This window comes from Gordonia sp. YC-XJ4, from assembly GCF_059511865.1.
In genome coordinates this window covers 3,990,462-4,008,598 of sequence record NZ_CM183447.1, presented here as the reverse complement: position 1 = coordinate 4,008,598, position 18,137 = coordinate 3,990,462, and the positions used below count along the sequence as shown (strand labels likewise).

The window sequence follows — 18,137 nt, the reverse complement described above, 5'->3', positions numbered from 1 at the left end:
CGATTCCCGGGTCGCCTTACAGGACGACGATGCCCTCGCCGATACCCGCGCCACGCAGGTCGCGGTACCAACGCTCGACCGGATGTTCCTTGGTGAAGCCGTGGCCGCCGAGCAGCTGGATGCCGTCGAGACCGATCTGCAGGCCCTTGTCGATGGTGAGCTTGCGGGCCAGGGCGGCCTCGCGGGCGAACGACAGGCCCTGCTCGGCGCGCGAGGCGCCGCGCAGGGTGACCAGACGGATGCCGTCGAGCTCGGTGGCGATGGTGGCGACCATGAAGGCCACCGCCTGGCGGTTGGAGATCGGCTCGCCGAACGCCTCACGCTCGTTGACATAGGGGATGACGTAGTCGAGGACGGCCCGACCGGTTCCGGCGGCCAGCGCCGACCAGCCCAGACGCGACAACCGCACCACATCGCGATACGCCGCGAAGGCTGCATCGGGTGAACCTTCGCCGAGCAGCGCCGACTCCGGCACCGCGACGTCCTGCAGCAGCAGTCGACCCATGCCTGCGGCGCGCACACCCATGCCGGGGTCGGCCTCGACGATCAGGCCCTTGGAATCGGATTCGACGATGAACAGTGCGGGCCGGCCGTCGAGTTGCGCGCCGACGATGAACAGTTCGGACGACCCCGCGGCCGGTACGAACGACTTCACGCCGTTGAGCCGGTAGCCGCTGGGTACGCGGGTTGCCTTGGTCTGCAACGAGAATGCGTCGAACAGCGGGCGCGGTTCGGCGATCACGACCGCCGACTGCGGGACGTTCTCACCGGCGAAGTCGGGCAGGTAGGTCTTCTGCTGGCCGTCGCTGCCGAAGTTGGTCAGCGTGGTGGCCACACCGCTCGGGGCGAGCAGCGGCAGCGCGAGACCCATGTCGCCGTAGGCCATCGCCTCGGCGACCAACGCGTTGGTCACGACCCCGCGTTCGGTGGCCGCGCCGTCGAGTTCCTCGGGAACGTTGATCATGGTGATGCCGAGTTCCGCGGAGCGCTTGACGATCTCCTCCGGCGCGGTGGCCGCGGCGTCGGCGTCGTAGGCGGCCGGACGCAGGATCTCGGTGGCGAACTCCTTGACCGTCTCGGCGATCATCTGCTGTTCGTCGTCGGGCGTGAGATTGAAGTAGCCCTTGGGCGTGGTCGTCAGCCGTTTGGCCGGACCCGACCCACCCTGCACCTTCGAGAAGGCGCGGTTGGCGGCGCCGAGGGTCTGGAACCCGGTCTTGGTCGCCTGGTACGCAATCCGGTTGATGGGTTCACGGATCTGGTACTTCTCGGCGAACTCCGAGCCCGTGACCGTGGTCAGCACGCGCATCGCGGTACCGATGAAGTTGCGGGGATGACGGGTCTTCCCGACGGCGGAGGTGTCGCGGGGTTCGGTGTGAGTAGACATGTTCACCATTTCTCGCAGTGGTTGACTGGGTGGGGCGGTACGGCTCCGGGATACCTTACCCGGCGGTAAGAACCGATCTTACTCATGGGTAAGAAGAAAGTCACGTGTTTGTATGCCGGGACTCGTTCGCCGGCCGCGCGTGCCGGGGCGAACAGGGGTTATGAAGCGGTTCGCTGACACATGAGGCCGCCGGGAGCACAGTGGAGGCATGCAACTCACGCACTTCGGTCATTCGTGTCTGCTGGTCGAACTCGATGGGGCGAAGATCCTGTTCGATCCGGGAAACTTCTCCCACGGTTTCGAGGGCATCACCGGACTCGACGCGATCCTGATCACCCACCAACATCCCGATCACTGTGACCCTGCGCGGCTGCCGGATCTCATCGCGGCCAATCCACACGCCCTCCGATACGCCGATCCGCAGACGGCCCGGCAACTCAATGACGCCGACTCGGCGGGAGAGTGGACCCCGGCGCACCCCGGGCAGCAGGTGGACATCGGCGCGGTCACCGCCCGGATGACCGGCGGCCGGCATGCGGTCATCCATCCGGAGATCCCGGTCGTCGACAACGTCGCCTACGTCCTCGACTCGTCGCAGGGCGCCGGGCGGTTCATGCACCCGGGCGACTCGTTCTACATCCCGTTCGAGAAGGTCGACGTCCTCGCGCTGCCGTCGGCGGCGCCCTGGATGAAACTCAGTGAGTCCGTGGATTACCTGCGTGCCATGGCGCCACGCGTCGCGGTGCCCATCCACCAGGCCATCCTGTCCGACGCGGGGACCGGCATCCACTACTCACGATTGAGCGAGATGAAGGACGCGGCAACCGAATTCGCCGTACTCGACCAGGAATCCGCGGCCGAGTTCTGAAAGAGGTGCAGTTGACGGCACATCGTCGCGTTTCAGCCGGTCCCGCATGCCGGCGACCAACGCCGCGGGGAAGTCGAGCACAAGGCGATCGTGGCGGCAAAGCGGGATGCTCGGGCAACGCCCCAGGGCGGCTGCAGTGCCGCTGCTGTAGCCTCCACCGGGAAAGCAGCCGGAAGCTGTTGCGCGAGAAGGTAGTCGGTGCATCCCCGCGCGCATCCTCAACTGGCACAACCGGTGGGAGGCCGGTCTGGATCGATGGTCGAGTCCTTTCCGATCGATGGTCGAGGTGCGAGGCGCCCCAGGCGCCGAGCCTCGAGACCGAGCCGAACCGACGCTGGAACCCCACCACCAAACCCACCCGAAAAAACTTTCGATAACCTCTTGCCAACCCGACAAACCCGGCATACACTCGAACACAACAACACACAAACACGTGTTCGCTATCGCCAGGGGGGTGACAATCATGGTCGACACCGCGTTACCCGACGTGTCCGGTTTGTCGACCGCCCAGAAACTCGCCCTCGCCCACCGCTTGGTTGATTCGCTGGCCACCGATGATTTGACCGGCCTGTCCAACGACGACCTGGTCACCGTCGCTCAATCCACCGAACAGTTGATCACCCGCATCACCGTCCAAGGCGATCGGCAGATCGTCGAATTCTCCGACCGCCACCTCGCCCGCGAATACGGATTCGGGTCGATCACCGACGCCATGATCGGCTTACTGCGTGTGTCGGAACCGTGGCGGCGGTGGAAACAACTGAAAGCGACCGCCACCTTCCACACCTTCACCGGTGAGGTCGCCGCCCCCCAATATCCGGCACTCGCCGAAGCGATGGCGTCCGGGGCGGCCGGCGCCTCGCATGCGGCAGTGGTGATCGACGTGCTGGACCGTATCCCGGCGGCAGTGCCGTTCGACGAGAAAATGTCGGCCGATGCCACGATGGCCCGCTACGCCCGCACCCACACCCCCTCCGACCTCCGGATCCTGGGGGCACGGGTGTTGGCGCACCTCGACCCCGACGGCCACCTGACCGACGATGCGGATCGGCAACGCCGCCGCCAAATCCGCATCGGCCGGCAAGACGCCCAAAAGATGAGTGGGTTGTCGGGGCAGATGACCCCGACCCTGACCGCGCACCTCGAAGCAGTACTCGCCGCGTGGGCAGCCCCAGGAATGAACAACCCCGCCGACCCCGATTCCCCCACCGGCAGTCGCGAAGACGCCGACCCCGACGCGTTGGCGGCCGCGGCAGCCCGCGATCACCGTGATCAGGTGCAACGCAACCACGACGCGTTGGAAGCAGTCCTGCGCGCCGGGTTGGATGCCGGTCTCGGCCCGCAGTCGCATCGCGGGCTACCACCACACCTGATCATCAAAGCATCGCTGTCCGACCTGATCGCGCAGACCGGAATGGGAGTCACGGCGACCGGCACCCTCCTCCCAATCCGGGATGTGATCGCATTGGCCGCTCAGTGCCAGCCGTGGTTGGCGGTGTTCGACGACCACACCCGTCTGCCCCTGTATTTGGGTCGGGCGCGGTTGGCGAGTCAAGGGCAGCGGATCGCGTTGTTCGCCAAAGACGGTGGTGAATACTGCTCGTTTCCCGGGTGTACTCAACCCGCCGCGCACGTCGAAATCCATCACGCCACCAAAGATCATGCGAAAGGTGGGCTCACCAACATCGGTGACCTCGCCCCCGCCTGCGGCAAACACAACCGGATGGTCGGCGACAAACCCGGACAATTCACGACCGGCATATATCGGGACGGGCCGTGGGCCGGACGGTGCTGGTGGCGCACAAACACCCCGGTCGGGGCAGCGACACCGAACCCCAAACGCACCAACGCACTCCCCGACGTCGGGGCCACCTACACCGCGGCACTGGCCCGCATCCGCGCGGAATTGCACCCACCACCCGACCCACCGCAGGGTGATACCGATACCGATCTCGCCGAACGCGACGACCGGGGATCGATGCTGCCCACCAACCGAATCCGCCGCACCCGAGTCCCCATCGGACACGGCTACTACGATCTCGTCGAAATCCTCACCCCCGACCCTGGCTCGCCGATCGAGAACCGACTCGCCCACCTACTCGGTGACCGCGGACTCTAGACCCGGGGCGTGCTTCCGTGAATGGCCGGAAACCAGCAGCGGTGCAACCGGTCTCGAGGCTCGTCGCTAACGCTCCTCGACACCTCGACCACCGGGACGAAAGCGCTCCTCGACACCTCGACCACCGGGAGGAAAGCGCTCCTCCCAAATCCATCGCAGAGGAATTGGGAGACACGCCCTGCGGGGTGGGTACCGCTGACCGGTGTTCGGCACGGAACGCTGACAGCCCGCCCATCCACAGTGATCCTCGATGTGCACGGCGTCTTTGGCATCTGTGTTCACTCGATCATTCACGGGCCGTTGGAGTTTCGACGGTGCTGCGACGGCGCACGCCATGCCGCGGCGACGATCGCCCGGTATAAGCCGAAACGGCCGGCCCGACCTCGACCGGGCCGACCAACGCGATCTACGCCGGCGGGGCGAAGAACTCCAGTGCGATGTTGTCGGGGTCGCGGAAGGAGATGCCCGACCCGTACGCCGCGTGCTTGATGCCGCCGTGGGCGATGCCGAGCTCGTCGAGCCGGGTGCGCCACCGCTCGAGGTCGTCCTGTCCGACCGCGAACGCGACGTGGTCGAGTCCGGTGCGCTTCTCGCTGAACACCTCCGACGGCGTCGAGTCGGTGTGGGTGTGCAGACCGAACAGCGTGCCGCCGTCGAGGGCGTACACGGCGTGGTGGAACGCGCCGGACTCCTCGTCCTCCTCGAGGACGGGCTCGGCGCCGAACAGGCGGCTGTACCAGGACCGGCTGATCTCGAGGTCGGCGACGGTGATCGCAACGTGGGTGAGGGCGGGGAAGCCGGGCATGGAGAACTCCTGACGTCGGTGCGGGTCTCCTGTCGACGCTAGGTCGAACAGAGGAATCCCCGAAGCACTTTCGTCGGCAACTCGTCGACTGGACAGGTGCGTCCGACCCGCCCGGGTCCGGCTCAGTCCGCGGCGAGCGCGGTGAGTACCGCGTCGTGCAGCAGTCCGTTGCTGGCCACCGCGTTGCCACCCCGAGGCCCGGGCGTCCCGTCGAGCGCGGTGAAGCGCCCACCGGCCTCCCGGACGAGGATGTCGAGGGCCGCGAGATCCCACAGTGAGACCTCCGGCTCGGCGGTGATGTCGACCGCGCCCTCGGCGACGAGGCAGTAGTTGAAGAAGTCGCCGTATCCGCGCACCCGCCACACCTCGTCGGTGAGCGCGATGAACTTCTCGCGGATGCCTGCCTGCGCCCACCCGGACAGGCTGGAGAACGCCAGGCTCGCCGAGGCCACGTCGGCGACGCCCGACACCGACAACGACCGGGTGCGGCCGTCGAACTCCGCGAACGCGCCCTGGCCCTGTGCTGCCCACCAACGCCGACGCAGCGCGGGCGCCGAGACAACCCCGACCGTCGGAACGCCGTCGACGAGCAGCGCGATCAACGTTGCCCACACCGGAACACCGCGCACGAAGTTCTTGGTCCCGTCGATCGGGTCGATCACCCACTGGCGTCCCGATCTCGTCGCCTCGCCACCGAACTCCTCGCCGAGTACGACGTCGTCGGGACGCCGGCGCGACAGGTGCTCGCGGATCATCTCCTCGCAGGCCAGATCGGCGTCGGAGACCGGTGTGAGGTCGGGTTTCTGCGACACCTGTAGGTCCAGCGCCCCGAAACGCGCCATGGTGAGATCGTCGGCGGCGACCGCCAGCGACAGCGCGATACCGAGGTCGGAATCGTCGGATTCGGGAACGGGGTGGGAGGTCACGCGCGAAAGCCTAACGCGGAGGCCGGGCCCGGTAGGGTGGCCGTCATGTGGATCACCGTGACGATCGCCATCCTCCTGGCGGTCATGGCCGTCGCGATGATCATGCAGATGCGTGGCCGCCGGGTCGGCGGCATCGGAGGCGGCGCCCGCGGCGGCGCCGGCCTGGTGCAGGGAACGATGACCCTCACCGGGGTCAGCGAGCGTCCGGAGGCCGACAGCAAGGGCGAGGCGTTCTGCACCGTCTCGGGCACCATCGTCGGTCCCGGCACCCGACCGGCCGAGGTCTACGGGACGATGGTGCTCGAACAAGGCCAACCGTGGCCGCAGATCGGCTCCGAGCACCCGGTGGTCTACAAGCCGGGCAAGGCCGAGACCAGTTGGCATTTCGGTGAACTCCCGCCGCAGCCGCAGGTCCCGGGGGAGATGCCGCCGCCGACGTCCTGACGGCGCGTCCCAGCCGGTACCCTGAATAACCGTGCATCCCGACGTGACCGCAGATCTCGAATCCCTCGACACCACCCTCACCACCGTGGAGAAGGTGCTCGACGTCGACGAACTGCGCCGTCGGATCGAAGAACTCGAGATGCAGGCTTCCGACCCCGAGTTGTGGAACGACCAGGAGCACGCGCAGAAGGTCACCAGCGAGCTCTCCCACGCCCAGTCGGAGTTGCGACGGGTCACCGAGTTGCGTCAGCGACTCGAGGACATGCCGGTGCTCTACGAGCTCGCCGAGTCCGAGGAGGGTGAGGAACGGACCAGCGCGCTGGCCGACGCCGACGCCGAACGGGCCTCGCTCCGGACCGACATCGCCGCGATGGAGGTCAAGACCATGCTCGCCGGCGAGTACGACGCGCGTGACGCGCTGGTCAACATCCGATCCGGTGCCGGTGGCGTGGACGCCGCGGACTGGGCCCAGATGTTGATGCGGATGTATGTGCGGTGGGCCGAGCAGCACGGCTACGGCGTCGAGGTCTACGACACGTCCTACGCCGAGGAAGCGGGCCTGAAGTCGGCGACCTTCGCCGTCAAGGCCCCCTATATGTACGGCACCCTCTCGGTCGAGCAGGGCACCCATCGCCTGGTCCGCATCAGCCCTTTCGACAACCAGGGTCGCAGGCAGACCTCCTTCGCCGAGGTCGAGGTGCTGCCCGTGGTGGAGACCACCGACCACATCGACATCGACGAGAACGAGCTGAAGGTCGACGTCTACCGCTCCTCGGGCCCCGGCGGCCAGTCGGTCAACACCACCGACTCCGCGGTGCGTCTGACGCACCTTCCCACCGGCATCGTCGTCACCTGCCAGAACGAGAAGAGTCAGCTGCAGAACAAGGCGTCGGCGATGCGGGTGCTGCAGGCCAAACTCCTGGAACGAAAGCGTCAGGAGGAGCGCGCCGAACTCGATGCGCTCAAGGGCGACGGCGGATCGAGCTGGGGCAACCAGATGCGTTCCTACGTCCTGCACCCGTACCAGATGGTGAAGGACCTGCGGACCAACGTCGAGAGCAACAACCCGACTGCCATCCTCGACGGCGACATCGACCAGTTCATCGAGGCGGGCATCCGCTGGCGAATGGCCGATGTCGAGGCCTGAGTTGCTGGCGGCGACGAGTCCGCATCACGTCCTTGCTGCGACCAGTCCGCAGAACGCGACCGAGCAGCTCATCGGGTCCATCTACGTCTGGCTGGTCACCAACGGGCTGCAGATGGTCACGTGGGTCCTCGGCGGACTCATCGTCATCCGTCTCATCCGATGGTCGGCGGCAAAGTACGCCGCGCGCGTCGACAGCAGCTTCCACAACAGCGACCTGATCGTCCAGACCGAGGACACCAAACATCGTCGGGCCCTGGTCGACGTGGTCGCGTGGGTGCTGATCGTCGTGGTCATAGCGATTGTGCTGATCCGCTTCCTGGTGATCCTCAACGTGCCCATCACCGGCCTGACCGGCCCGGGTGCGGTGATCGGTGCAGCCCTCGGCTTCGGTGCGCAGCGCGTGGTGCAGGACATCCTGGCCGGGTTCTTCGTGGTCGCCGAGAAGCAATACGGATACGGCGACGTGGTGAGTCTGATGGTCACCGGCGGCCAGAACGCCGACGGCACCGTCGAGGACGTCACCCTGCGCGTGACCAAACTGCGCACCAGCGAGGGCGAGGTCATCACCGTGCCCAACGGCCAGATCATCAAGGCCACCAACCTGTCCAAGGACTGGGCGCGGGCGGTGGTGGACGTCCCGGTGCCGGCCAAGGCCGACATCGGACTCGTCAACGAAACCCTCGACCGGGTGGGCCGCGAGTTCTACGCGACCGCGCGTTGGCACGACCTGCTCCTCGACACACCGTCGTCACTCGGGGTCACCGACCTCGAACTGGACGCGATCACCGTCCGCATCGTCGCGCGGACGCTGCCCGGCAAACAGTTCGAGGTGAGCCGGGCGCTGCGCGTGTCGATCGTGCGCGCTCTCGCCGCCGAGGGCATCACCGTCGCCGCCGGGCACGACGCCCAGTCCGGTGCCGCCCCGCCGGCGACACTCGCCGACACCGTGAGCGCACCCGGCACCGACGGCCGTACCGACCGGGACGGGGGAGCCTGATGGCCGACCGAGAACTGCCCGGTGACAAGACGCCCGAGAACACGCCACCAGGTAAGACGCCTGGTGACTCGACGCCCGCCCGTGAGGGCGAGCCCCGCCACCTGTTGCCGGACGACGCCGCGCGGCCCGCGGTGACGCCCGCCACGACACCACCGCCCGCCACGACACCACCCGCCACGCCGGCTGCGACCAGGCGCACCCATGCCCCAGTCGACCCCATCGTCGACACCGACCAGATCCCGATCGTCACCGACGACGACGCCGAGTCCGACACCGGTGCCCGCCCGGTCACCGATCCCACACCCGCGACGTCGCATCGCCGTGGCTGGCGCGACCGGAACTGGAAGCACATCAAGGGCACCCGCGTGCGCTCCGGCACGGCGATCCTGGTGGTCCTGTTCGTGGCGTGCTGGGTGATGTACGGGTACACATCGCAGCGCTACGCCCCGCCGGAGCAGCCGTCCACCGGCCGGCAGGTGGTGCGCACGAGCGAGCCGACCTATCGGGAACCGACGACCAGCTATTCGTCGACGACCTCGTCGTCGGTGTCGTCGTCGGACTCGGGCGAGTCGTCGGTGCAGTCCGGCGCGCCCGGTGCGCCCGGTGCCGGGGAGGAGTCGTCGACGGGACAGTCCTCGGCGCCGAGCGGTGGTCTCATCCCCGGCTTCCGGCTGCCCTGGGAGACGACGACCACCACCTCCGTGCCGACGCGCTGAGACGTGCGACCGACCGGCGCGGGAGCGAGGTCAACGCGCCGCACGTCTGCCTGAACGGGACTCTCAGGCGTCGTCGTTACACTGGCTCCCTGTGATCACGCTGGACAACGTCACGATGAAGTACAAGGCCTCCTCGCGGCCGGCTCTGTCCGAGCTGTCCCTCGAGGTCGAGAAGGGCGAGTTCGCGTTCCTCATCGGGCCCTCCGGATCGGGGAAGTCGACCTTCTTCCGCTTGTTGCTCAAAGAGGACAAGCCGACCTCCGGGCAGGTCTACGTCGGCGACTTCCACGTCAACACCCTCAAGGGCCGTCTGGTACCCAAACTGCGTCAGTCGATCGGCTGCGTGTTCCAGGATTTCCGTCTGCTGCAACAGAAGTCGGTCGCCGACAACGTCGCCTTCGCCTTGGAGGTGATCGGCAAACCGCCGTCGATGATCCGCAAGGTGGTGCCCGAGGTCCTCGACTACGTGGGTCTGGAAGGCAAGCTCGACCGCATGCCCTACGAGCTGTCGGGCGGTGAGATGCAGCGTGTGGCCATCGCCCGCGCGATCGCCAACCGGCCGCTGGTGCTGCTGGCCGACGAGCCCACCGGAAACCTCGACCCGGAGACCAGCGAGGAGATCGTCGACGTCCTCGATCGGGTGAACCGGCGCGGCACGACGGTGGTGATGGCCACCCATGACCGGCACATCGTCGACGCGATGCGCCGTCGGGTCCTCGAATTCGACAACGGGCGGCTGGTCCGCAACGACGAGCAAGGCGTCTACGGCATCGGCTGAGCGACAAGTGCCGATCTGGTTCGCGTGCACGCGATGCCGAGAACCGTCGGCGCATCCGCGCGAGCCCCCACGACCAGAAGGACATCCGAGCAGCCATGCGAGCTCAATTCATCTTCAGCGAGGTCTTCAACGGCTTCCGCCGCAACCTGACCATGACGGTCGCGATGATCATCACCACCGCGATCACCCTGGGCATGTTCGGCGGCGGGCTGTTGGTGATCCAGATGGCCGACAAGAGCCAGAAGATCTTCCTCGACCGGGTCGAGATGCAGTTCTTCCTCAACGAGGACGTCTCCAAGGCCGACGCCAACTGCCGCAACGCCCCGTGCACCACGCTGCGCGCCGACCTCGAGAAGCAGCCCGGCGTCGGATCGGTCACCTACGTCAGCCCCGAAGAGGGCTATCAGCAGGCCAAGGAGATGTTCGAGGAGACCTCGCCGGAGATCGCCGATCAGATCACCCAGGACACCTTCTCGCAGGCGTCGTTCAAGGTCCGGATGTCGGATCCGGATCGTTTCGACGACGTCTACAACGCCTTCTCGGGCCGCCAGGACCTCGGCGTCGAGGGCGCCCTGGATCAACGTGAACTCGTCAAACGGATCTTCGGGGTGCTCGACGGGGTGCGCAACGCCGCGTTCTCGGTGGCCGCGATCCTCGCTGTGGCCGCGATCCTGCTGATCGTCAACACGGTGCAGATCGCGGCGTTCACCCGGCGGACCGAGGTGTCGATCATGCGACTGGTCGGCGCGACCCGGTGGTACACCCAGCTGCCGTTCCTCCTCGAGGCGATGCTGGCCGCGTTCATCGGGTCGTTGCTCGCGATCGGTGGGTTGTTCCTGGCCAAACTCTTCTTCTTCGACAGAGCCCTGGCCGGTTTGTACGGGGTCAACATCGTGCCCCGGGTGACGATCGGCGACGTGTTGTTCGTCTCGCCGTGGCTCGTCATCGGCGGAATTGTGTTGGCAGCGGTGACCGGGTATGTCACGCTGCGTGTCTACGTTCGCGAGTGAAGGAGGTGAGACGGCCGACATGGTCAAGGAGAAGGGGCGCAATCTGATCGCGTCCAATCGCAAAGCGCGACACAATTACACGATCCTCGACACCTACGAGGCCGGCATCGCCCTGCTCGGCACCGAGGTCAAGAGTCTGCGGGAGGGCAAGGCCTCCCTGGTCGACGCGTTCGCGACCATCGACGACGGTGAGGTCTGGCTGCGTGGACTGCACATCGCCGAATACGGCAGTGGGTCCTGGACCAATCACGCGCCGCGACGGAATCGCAAGCTGCTGATGCATCGTCGTGAGATCGACAACCTCGTCGGCAAGATCCGCGACGGTAACCTGACCCTGGTGCCGCTGTCGATGTACTTCAGCGACGGGCGGGCCAAGGTCGAACTCGCACTGGCCCGCGGTAAGCAGGCACACGACAAGCGCCAGGACATCGCGCGGCGCACCGCGCAACGCGAAGTCGCCCGCGAGATCGGCCGCCGCGTCAAGGGCATGTGATTGCGTGAGGCCGACCTCGACGCACTCGCGCCGGAGGATGTCGCACCGGTGGCCGCGTGCAGCGGTCGTGATCGTGACCCTGGTTGTGCTCGCGCTCGGTTGCACGCCCGAGGGAGACGACACCGTGCGCATCGGCGGTGACGGTCCGGCGATCGGTGGACTGCCGGCCACCCCGCCGATGGGGTGGAACAGTTGGAACAGCTTCGGCTGCACCATCACCGAGCAGATCGTGCGTGCGCAGGCCGACGCCCTGGTGTCCTCGGGCCTGGCGGCCAAGGGATATCGCTACGTCGTCGTCGACGACTGCTGGATGGCGCCCGATCGCAACGCCGGCGGGCAACTCGTCGCCGACCCCGTGCGCTTTCCATCCGGGATGGCCGCGCTCGCCGACTACGTGCACGCCCGCGGGTTGAAGTTCGGGATCTACGCCGGTGCACGGGAGAAGACGTGCGCGCAGTTCGGCGGAACCTATCCGGGTTCGGCCGGCAGTGGGGGTCACGAGCTCACCGACGCGCGCGCGTTCGCCTCGTGGGGCGTCGATTTCGTCAAGTACGATTGGTGCTCCGGTGACTCGGCGCACGACGACCAGGTCGCCTCGTTCACCGCGATGCGTGACGCGATCCGATCCACCGGACGCCCCATGGTGTACAGCATCAACCCCAACAGCGGAATCGCCGGATCGGTCCCCGGAGCCCAATTCGATTGGGGCGGTGTGGCAACCATGACACGTACCACCAACGACATCTCGCCGGTGTGGACCACTCGGCCGGCCGGTGCCGATGCGACACCGGCATCGGGGTATCAGGGGATCCGCGACATCATCGACGCCGTGGCCCCGATCGGCGCACGGGTTGCCGACGGCAGCTTCGTCGACATGGACATGCTCGTCGTCGGTGTCGGCAACGCGTTGACCCCGGCGATGGAGCGCACCCAGATGTCGATGTGGGCGATGATGGCCGCCCCGCTGATGGCCGGCAACGACCTCACCGCGATGAGCACCCGCACCCGCGACATCCTCGCCAATGAGGCCATCATCGGCATCGATCAGGACGAGCGCGTGCGCGCCGGCGCCATGGTCGGCGCCAACCGGGAGATCTGGAGCCGCGCTCTGGGTTCCAAGGGCCTCGTCGTCTCGTTGACCAACCGTGCCGACCATCCCCGCACATTGAAGGTGAGCTTGTCGAGCCTCGGGCTGACCGGTGATTCGTCGGTGTCGGGGGTGGACGCATGGACCGGGCGCCGGTATCAGGCGGAGGGCGGCGAGTTGTCGGTGCCCGTGGGCGTCGACGACACCGCCGTGCTGTCGATCCAGTGACGGTTCCCGCGAGGACAGGATGCGGGCGAGTAACTGCCGGGCGAGCGCCGACGGAAATGGGAATGAACCACGCGCGTCGGGTTGTTATAATGAACTGCTCGCCGAGAAATCGGAGGGCACCTGTCTCGGGGCTGATCGGTTTCGACTCTGTACGCCGAGGCGGGGGAAGCGTGTCGGTGCAGGCCAGAGACCACCGTATAAGCGTCGCGGCAACCAATTAAGCGCCGATAAGAATCAGCGCGACTACGCCCTCGCTGCCTGACAGCGGGCCCGTAGTCTGTCGGCCCGGACTCTGCTCCCAAGTCCGGTGCCGGCATCATCTTTGGGAGCTCACCGTTCGCACCGGTCGCGGGTGCGAAGGGGACAACCAACAGCGACTGGGATCGTCATCTCGGCTTGTTCACGTGACCGGGAGATCCGAGTAGAGACCCAGTGAACTGCACACGGAGAAGCCCCGCCAACCCGACGGAGGACCCGGGTTCAATTCCCGGCAGCTCCACGGTTGACAGCGCCCCACCTGCTCGCAGGTGGGGCGCTGTCGTTTCTCGACGGTGTGTTGTCGCCGGGGCGGTTCAGACCTGGGAGCCGGTATCGACGCGCCCCAGACCCAAGTTCCCCAGTCCCAGGTTCCCCAACACGGTGTTGATGGCCGCACGCATGTCGGTGGCCTCCACCCGCATCAGGTGTTCGGCGTCGAGGTCGTCGAAGTCGATGCCGGGGTCCTCGGACAGTCGGTACTCGCGTTCTTCTTCGGCGGCTTCGACGATGTTGCGCACGAATCTGCCGTTGCCCGCCCGGTCGATGGTGCGGCGGGGTAGCCCGCTCTGATCGACCGACTCCGAGTTGAACAGCGGCTCGCATGCGGCGATCAGATCGTCGAGTGCCTCGTCGGTGATGACCGAGTCCCGGTTCTTGGCGATGACCCGGGCGATCTGGCCGAGTTCGGACGGGGTGTAGGACGGGAAGCGGATTCGTTTGGCGAACCGCGATGCCAGGCCGTCGTTGGCTGCGAGAAAGCGATCGATCTCGCCGTCGTATCCGGCGATGATGACGACGAGGCGGTCCCTGTCGTTCTCCATCCGTGCCAGCAACGTATCCACGGCCTCCCGGCCGAACGCGTCGCCGCCGGACAGCCCGCTCTGGATGAGGGTGTACGCCTCGTCGATGAACAGCACCCCGTCCATCGCGGTGTCGATCAGTGCCGACGTCTTCAGTGCCGTGCTGCCCAGATGCTGACCGACGAAGTCCTCCCGTTTGGCCTCGATGACCGTGGGCGTCTTGAGAATGCCGAGCCCACAATAGATCTTGGCGACCACACGTGCGATGGTCGTCTTGCCGGTGCCGGGTGGACCGGTGAACGCAAGGTGGTTGCTGCGCGAGGTGGCTGCCAGACCCTTCTCGGCGCGAACCTTGGCGATCTTGGCCGACGACTGCAGCTTGGCGACCTGGATCTTGACCTCATCGAGCCCGATCTGGGCGGCGAGCTCCTCCTGGGCCTCGGCGAGTAGCTTCGCGCTGCGATCGGCCTGTTCGGCCGACACCCGTAGCTTCGGATCGGGGGCTGAGTTCGGATCCCAACGGTCCGTGCGGGACTCGATCGTCGCGCGGTCGGTGATCACCAGCCGGTACTTGGGGTCGTTGAGCGCAGCGGCATTGGCCTCGAAGTCGGGCTTCTCGGAGTAGATACGTTCAAAGATGGCGCGGGCGTCCTCTTCGCGACCCATCTCGCGCAACGTCAATCCGCGGCAGAACTCGGCGTCGGTGACGGCGGCGGGGATCGGGCCCTCCGCAGCGGACTCCAGTCGGCGGATACCCTCGCCGAAGAGACCGAGCTGGGCGCAGGCCGAACCGACCATCAGATCGGCTCCGCACTTGATGTACTCGTCGCCGAACGAGGCCGACTTATCCAGCGCGGCAAGCACATCGGGCCATCGCTGGGTGGTGAAGTGCAGGATGCCGCGCAGGTAGGCGCAGATTTCGTCGGAATACCGGTCGCGTTCGGGCATGTTCGGCCGATACCGGGCCAGGGTGTCCAGCGCGCCCTCGGCCTCGCCGTACTCGCCGTCGTCGATCAGCCCGGCGGCGTGGGCCAGCCAGATCTCGGTGAAACCCGCGAGCGGATAGTCGATGTAGAGCCCGGTCTGGAAGCGTCCGCCCAATTCCCGTGGTGCCAGACCGAGTCGGCGCTGCTCACGGAACAGCGTGGTGGTGGAGGTCCGATAGAGGTTGTAGCGCACCTCCGAGGTGACCTCGCCGCATGCGGCGCGCCCCAGCCATGCATCGCACATGTCGGGGTCCCGTTCGGTGGCGCGGGTGAAGGCCCGAAGGGCGTAGGTCACGTCCCGTTCGGTCTGCAGCCCGTCGATCGCTATCCCCAGGGACAGCACCCCGGCGTCGAAGACCCGCTGCGCATCGCGTGTGTTCTGGCTCATACTTCCATCCGTCGGTATCGGATCTCGGGGTGGCGACGCACCATCCCGAAGCTGTTGGACACATTTCCGGCCAGCTCGAGAAACGCCTGCTGAGTGGGTGCCCGCAGGTGTGTGAAGTCGATCGCCGCACCCTCGGCGAGGTGCTGGTCGAAGGGGATCAGGTGAATCGAATTGCAGCGTGCGGCAGAGTGATCGACGATCTTGTCGACCTTGACCTGGCCGGTTTGCGGGCGGGACGAGCTGAGGACGACGTGCGCCTCACGCACCAGGCGCCCGTACCCGTGGGAATTGAGCCAGTCGAGGGTGGCCGAGGCACTGCGCGCGGCGTCCATCGCCGGGGTGGTCACGAGGACGATGGCATGCGCGAGGTCGAGGACCCCGCCCATCACCGAATGCATGATCCCGGTGCCGCAGTCGGTCAGGATGATGTTGTAGTAACGCTGCAGCGTGTCGATCGTGCGCCGGTAGTCGGCCTCGTCGTAGGCGGTGGCGGCAGCCGGGTCTTGTTCGGAAGCAAGGACTTCCAGACGGCTCGGAGAGGTGGAGGTGAGGTTGGACACCGCGGCGTAATGGTCGATGGGGCCCATGTTCAGCAGGTCGCGGACGTTGGCCGAGGTCCGGCCCGGAATCCGGTCTGCGAGTGTTCCGCGGTCGGGGTTGGCGTCCACCGCGATCACCCGATCTCCGCGCACCGCGGCCAACGCCGAGCCGAGTCCCACCGTGGTGGTGGTCTTGCCCACCCCACCTTTCATCGACAGCATGGCGATCCGGAAGTCGCCGTTGATCGGTCGGCGGATCTGATCGATCAGCTGTTGACGCCGCCGGGCCGCTCGCGACTCGCCGGGATTGACGTGTCCCGAGGACACCGTGAACACGGCGCGGCGCCAACCGGCTTGTGGGGCTTCGCTTCTGCGATCACGCTGGTGCGCCTCGTCCAACGACGGTACCGCGGCCGGCGGGCGCAGCGGATTCGATGGATGCGCAGGTGCAGGCCCCGGGGCATATGGTGGCGCAGGGGCGTACGGTGACGCCGGGGCATACTGGGGCGCCGGGTATTGCCCGGAAAAGTGTTGTGCGGGTGGCGGTGCGGGGGCTTGGTGAGCGGGTGGACGGTGTCCGGGCCACGGCGATGGTGGTTGGTGGGTGGGAGCAGGCGGCGCGGACGGTGCCTGCGGAATGGGCTCGGAGTGGCGCGGAAGAGGCGCAATGGGATCGGTGATCGGCGGCGCGGGGTGCGGCGGCGCCGAATGTTGTGGTGCGCGGTGCTGCGGTGGAAATGGTTGTGCGGTAGAGGGTTGTGGCGCAGAGGGTTGTGGCGCAGCGGGATACGGCACCGGGGTGACCGGCATCTGCTCGGCCCGCGGTTCAACCGCCGGAGCACGTGGTGGCGCGGGTGGTGTCGGACGCTGGTCCACGGGCTCAGGGTTCGTCGGCCCATTCTTCGCAGGCCCGTACTCCATAGGCCCGTACTCCATGGGCACGTGCTGTATCGGCGCCTGTGCCATGTGGCCCGGTGGTATCGGTCCCAAAGCTGTTGGGTCCGAAGGTGGTGCGGCCATTCCCATGGGGTCTTGCTGCCACGGCGGTCGTGCGGGCCGACGACGACGCCGCGGTTCGGGCGTCGGTGCAGGTACGGGCTGGGGCTGCGGGGGCTGTGACGTGATCGCATGACGCACCGTCATCGCATCGGCGACATGCGGATCGGTGGCATCTGCATCGTCCGGCGAGGCGTCACCCCGCGTGTCCTCGGGCAGTATCGGCAGCCCGGTGTCGATCGGGGTCGGGCTGCCGGCGGCGGCGGGTATCTCGTCGTCCGTGAGATAGCTACTGCCTGTGGAGGTTTCGTCGTACGCGGAGACCTCGCCGTCTGTGATGTTGCTGTTCATGGGGATCGGCGGGTCGTCCACGCCGATCGGGACATCGTGTGACGGCTCGGCGATGGGCTCGTCGGACAGCGTCGGGATGGTGAACTCCGGGTGGGGTTCCGGTTCCGGCTGGGGGCGTCCGAGTCGTGAGAGGAGTTGTGCTGCACGGGCTTCGATCTCGTCGAGATCATCCGAGTCGGCCGCGGCGTCATCCGGGCCGTCCGCCGCATGATGTGGGCCGTCGGTGTGGGCATCGTTCCGTGGGTCATCGGTCTGCGGATCATCGGTCTCGGCAGTTTCGCCGGCGGGCGAGGCCAACGGCATCCACATGGCGCCCAAGCCGAGGTCGTCCTCGGACGGCAGTGGGGCCTGGCGCGACGAACTCTCGGAGGGTGCAGGTTCCTCGGTGACGACGGTGCCACCCGGCCGGGCGCCGAACGCCGCCAACAGCGGGTTGTCCTCGTCGTCGTCGACGTTGTCGGTGGAACCCGGACCCGCCGATGTCAGCGGGCTCGCGCCACCGAGAATCCCCGCGAAGGGATTGAAGTCGGCGCTGGTGGGGTCGTCTCGAGGACTGACGGCGCCGACCGTCGGACTCACGGTCTCGCCCGGCGTGGCGTCGGTCTCGGACGCGGCGTCGCCGGTGGCCGCTCTTGTGTGGGATCGCTTGTTGCCAAGGGTATTTGCGTCGTCGTCCGGGGAGCCCGACAGCCACGAAGGGGTCTGTGACTCCCCGTGATCGTCTGCAAACATCTGTACCCCGTTCGACGCATCGCACCTTCGGCGGCGCGTGTCCTGACCTCAGCCGACTGTATCGTGAGCCGTGCGCAAGGGT

15 protein-coding genes and 1 other RNA gene are annotated in these 18,137 nt (G+C 67.0%); 11 read left to right on the top strand and 5 right to left on the bottom strand.

The features are described 5' to 3' along the window. Positions 1 to 16 precede the first annotated feature (16 nt). Positions 17 to 1,387 carry an acyl-CoA dehydrogenase family protein gene (locus tag AC5ZH6_RS17965; protein ID WP_094602051.1) on the bottom strand — a complete coding sequence of 457 codons (1,371 nt, stop codon included), beginning with the start codon at positions 1,385 to 1,387 and terminating at the stop codon, positions 17 to 19. A gap of 208 nt (positions 1,388 to 1,595) precedes the next feature. Between AC5ZH6_RS17965 and AC5ZH6_RS17960 the strand changes: the two genes are divergently transcribed. Together AC5ZH6_RS17960 and AC5ZH6_RS17955 are read left to right on the top strand one after the other, a co-directional pair. Then, a complete protein-coding gene (locus tag AC5ZH6_RS17960; RefSeq protein WP_006372881.1) occupies positions 1,596 to 2,255 on the top strand; it encodes an MBL fold metallo-hydrolase in 660 nt (219 codons plus the stop codon). 463 nt (positions 2,256 to 2,718) lie between these two features. Beyond that, positions 2,719 to 4,374, top strand: coding sequence for an HNH endonuclease signature motif containing protein (locus AC5ZH6_RS17955; RefSeq protein ID WP_496167601.1), 1,656 nt, complete (start codon positions 2,719 to 2,721; stop codon positions 4,372 to 4,374). 406 nt (positions 4,375 to 4,780) lie between these two features. Here AC5ZH6_RS17955 and AC5ZH6_RS17950 read toward each other — a convergent pair whose 3' ends face one another. After that, the gene (locus tag AC5ZH6_RS17950; protein ID WP_006372879.1) at positions 4,781 to 5,179 is read right to left on the bottom strand and encodes a VOC family protein; all 399 of its coding nucleotides are present in this window, start codon (positions 5,177 to 5,179) and stop codon (positions 4,781 to 4,783) included. Positions 5,180 to 5,301: 122 nt separating this feature from the next. Beyond that, on the bottom strand, positions 5,302 to 6,105 hold the full coding sequence (gene hisN / locus AC5ZH6_RS17945; protein WP_014360769.1) for a histidinol-phosphatase: 804 nt from the start codon (positions 6,103 to 6,105) through the stop codon (positions 5,302 to 5,304). 45 nt (positions 6,106 to 6,150) lie between these two features. Here hisN and AC5ZH6_RS17940 point away from each other — a divergent pair, with 45 nt between their 5' ends. The 9 genes from AC5ZH6_RS17940 to ssrA all read left to right on the top strand — a co-directional run bounded on the left by AC5ZH6_RS17940 (position 6,151) and on the right by ssrA (position 13,507). Beyond that, positions 6,151 to 6,549 (top strand): hypothetical protein, encoded by a 399-nt coding sequence (locus AC5ZH6_RS17940; protein ID WP_043456619.1) that lies wholly within the window; start codon positions 6,151 to 6,153, stop codon positions 6,547 to 6,549. 31 nt (positions 6,550 to 6,580) lie between these two features. Further along, positions 6,581 to 7,696, top strand: coding sequence for a peptide chain release factor 2 (gene prfB / locus AC5ZH6_RS17935; protein WP_014360767.1), 1,116 nt, complete (start codon positions 6,581 to 6,583; stop codon positions 7,694 to 7,696). Beyond that, a complete protein-coding gene (locus AC5ZH6_RS17930) occupies positions 7,683 to 8,693 on the top strand; it encodes a mechanosensitive ion channel family protein (protein WP_043456617.1) in 1,011 nt (336 codons plus the stop codon). Before prfB ends, AC5ZH6_RS17930 begins: the two co-directional genes overlap by 14 nt. Continuing rightward, positions 8,693 to 9,409, top strand: coding sequence for a hypothetical protein (locus tag AC5ZH6_RS17925; protein WP_265076735.1), 717 nt, complete (start codon positions 8,693 to 8,695; stop codon positions 9,407 to 9,409). The genes AC5ZH6_RS17930 and AC5ZH6_RS17925 overlap by 1 nt, the downstream gene beginning before the upstream one ends. A gap of 91 nt (positions 9,410 to 9,500) precedes the next feature. Beyond that, the gene (gene ftsE / locus AC5ZH6_RS17920; protein WP_006372873.1) at positions 9,501 to 10,187 is read left to right on the top strand and encodes a cell division ATP-binding protein FtsE; all 687 of its coding nucleotides are present in this window, start codon (positions 9,501 to 9,503) and stop codon (positions 10,185 to 10,187) included. Positions 10,188 to 10,282: 95 nt separating this feature from the next. Then, positions 10,283 to 11,197, top strand: a complete 915-nt coding sequence (ftsX, locus tag AC5ZH6_RS17915) for a permease-like cell division protein FtsX (protein ID WP_006372872.1) — start codon at positions 10,283 to 10,285, stop codon at positions 11,195 to 11,197. A gap of 19 nt (positions 11,198 to 11,216) precedes the next feature. Further along, positions 11,217 to 11,690 carry an SsrA-binding protein SmpB gene (gene smpB, locus AC5ZH6_RS17910; RefSeq protein WP_006372871.1) on the top strand — a complete coding sequence of 158 codons (474 nt, stop codon included), beginning with the start codon at positions 11,217 to 11,219 and terminating at the stop codon, positions 11,688 to 11,690. A 37-nt stretch (positions 11,691 to 11,727) separates the two neighbouring features. Beyond that, on the top strand, positions 11,728 to 13,005 hold the full coding sequence (locus AC5ZH6_RS17905; protein WP_265076734.1) for a glycoside hydrolase family 27 protein: 1,278 nt from the start codon (positions 11,728 to 11,730) through the stop codon (positions 13,003 to 13,005). Positions 13,006 to 13,132: 127 nt separating this feature from the next. After that, positions 13,133 to 13,507, top strand: a transfer-messenger RNA (tmRNA) gene (ssrA, locus tag AC5ZH6_RS17900). Positions 13,508 to 13,577: 70 nt separating this feature from the next. Here ssrA and eccA read toward each other — a convergent pair. Together eccA and AC5ZH6_RS17890 are read right to left on the bottom strand one after the other, a co-directional pair. After that, a complete protein-coding gene (eccA, locus tag AC5ZH6_RS17895; protein ID WP_265076733.1) occupies positions 13,578 to 15,437 on the bottom strand; it encodes a type VII secretion AAA-ATPase EccA in 1,860 nt (619 codons plus the stop codon). Continuing rightward, positions 15,434 to 18,055, bottom strand: coding sequence for a MinD/ParA family ATP-binding protein (locus tag AC5ZH6_RS17890; protein ID WP_265076732.1), 2,622 nt, complete (start codon positions 18,053 to 18,055; stop codon positions 15,434 to 15,436). The genes eccA and AC5ZH6_RS17890 overlap by 4 nt, the downstream gene beginning before the upstream one ends. Positions 18,056 to 18,137: the final 82 nt, after the last annotated feature.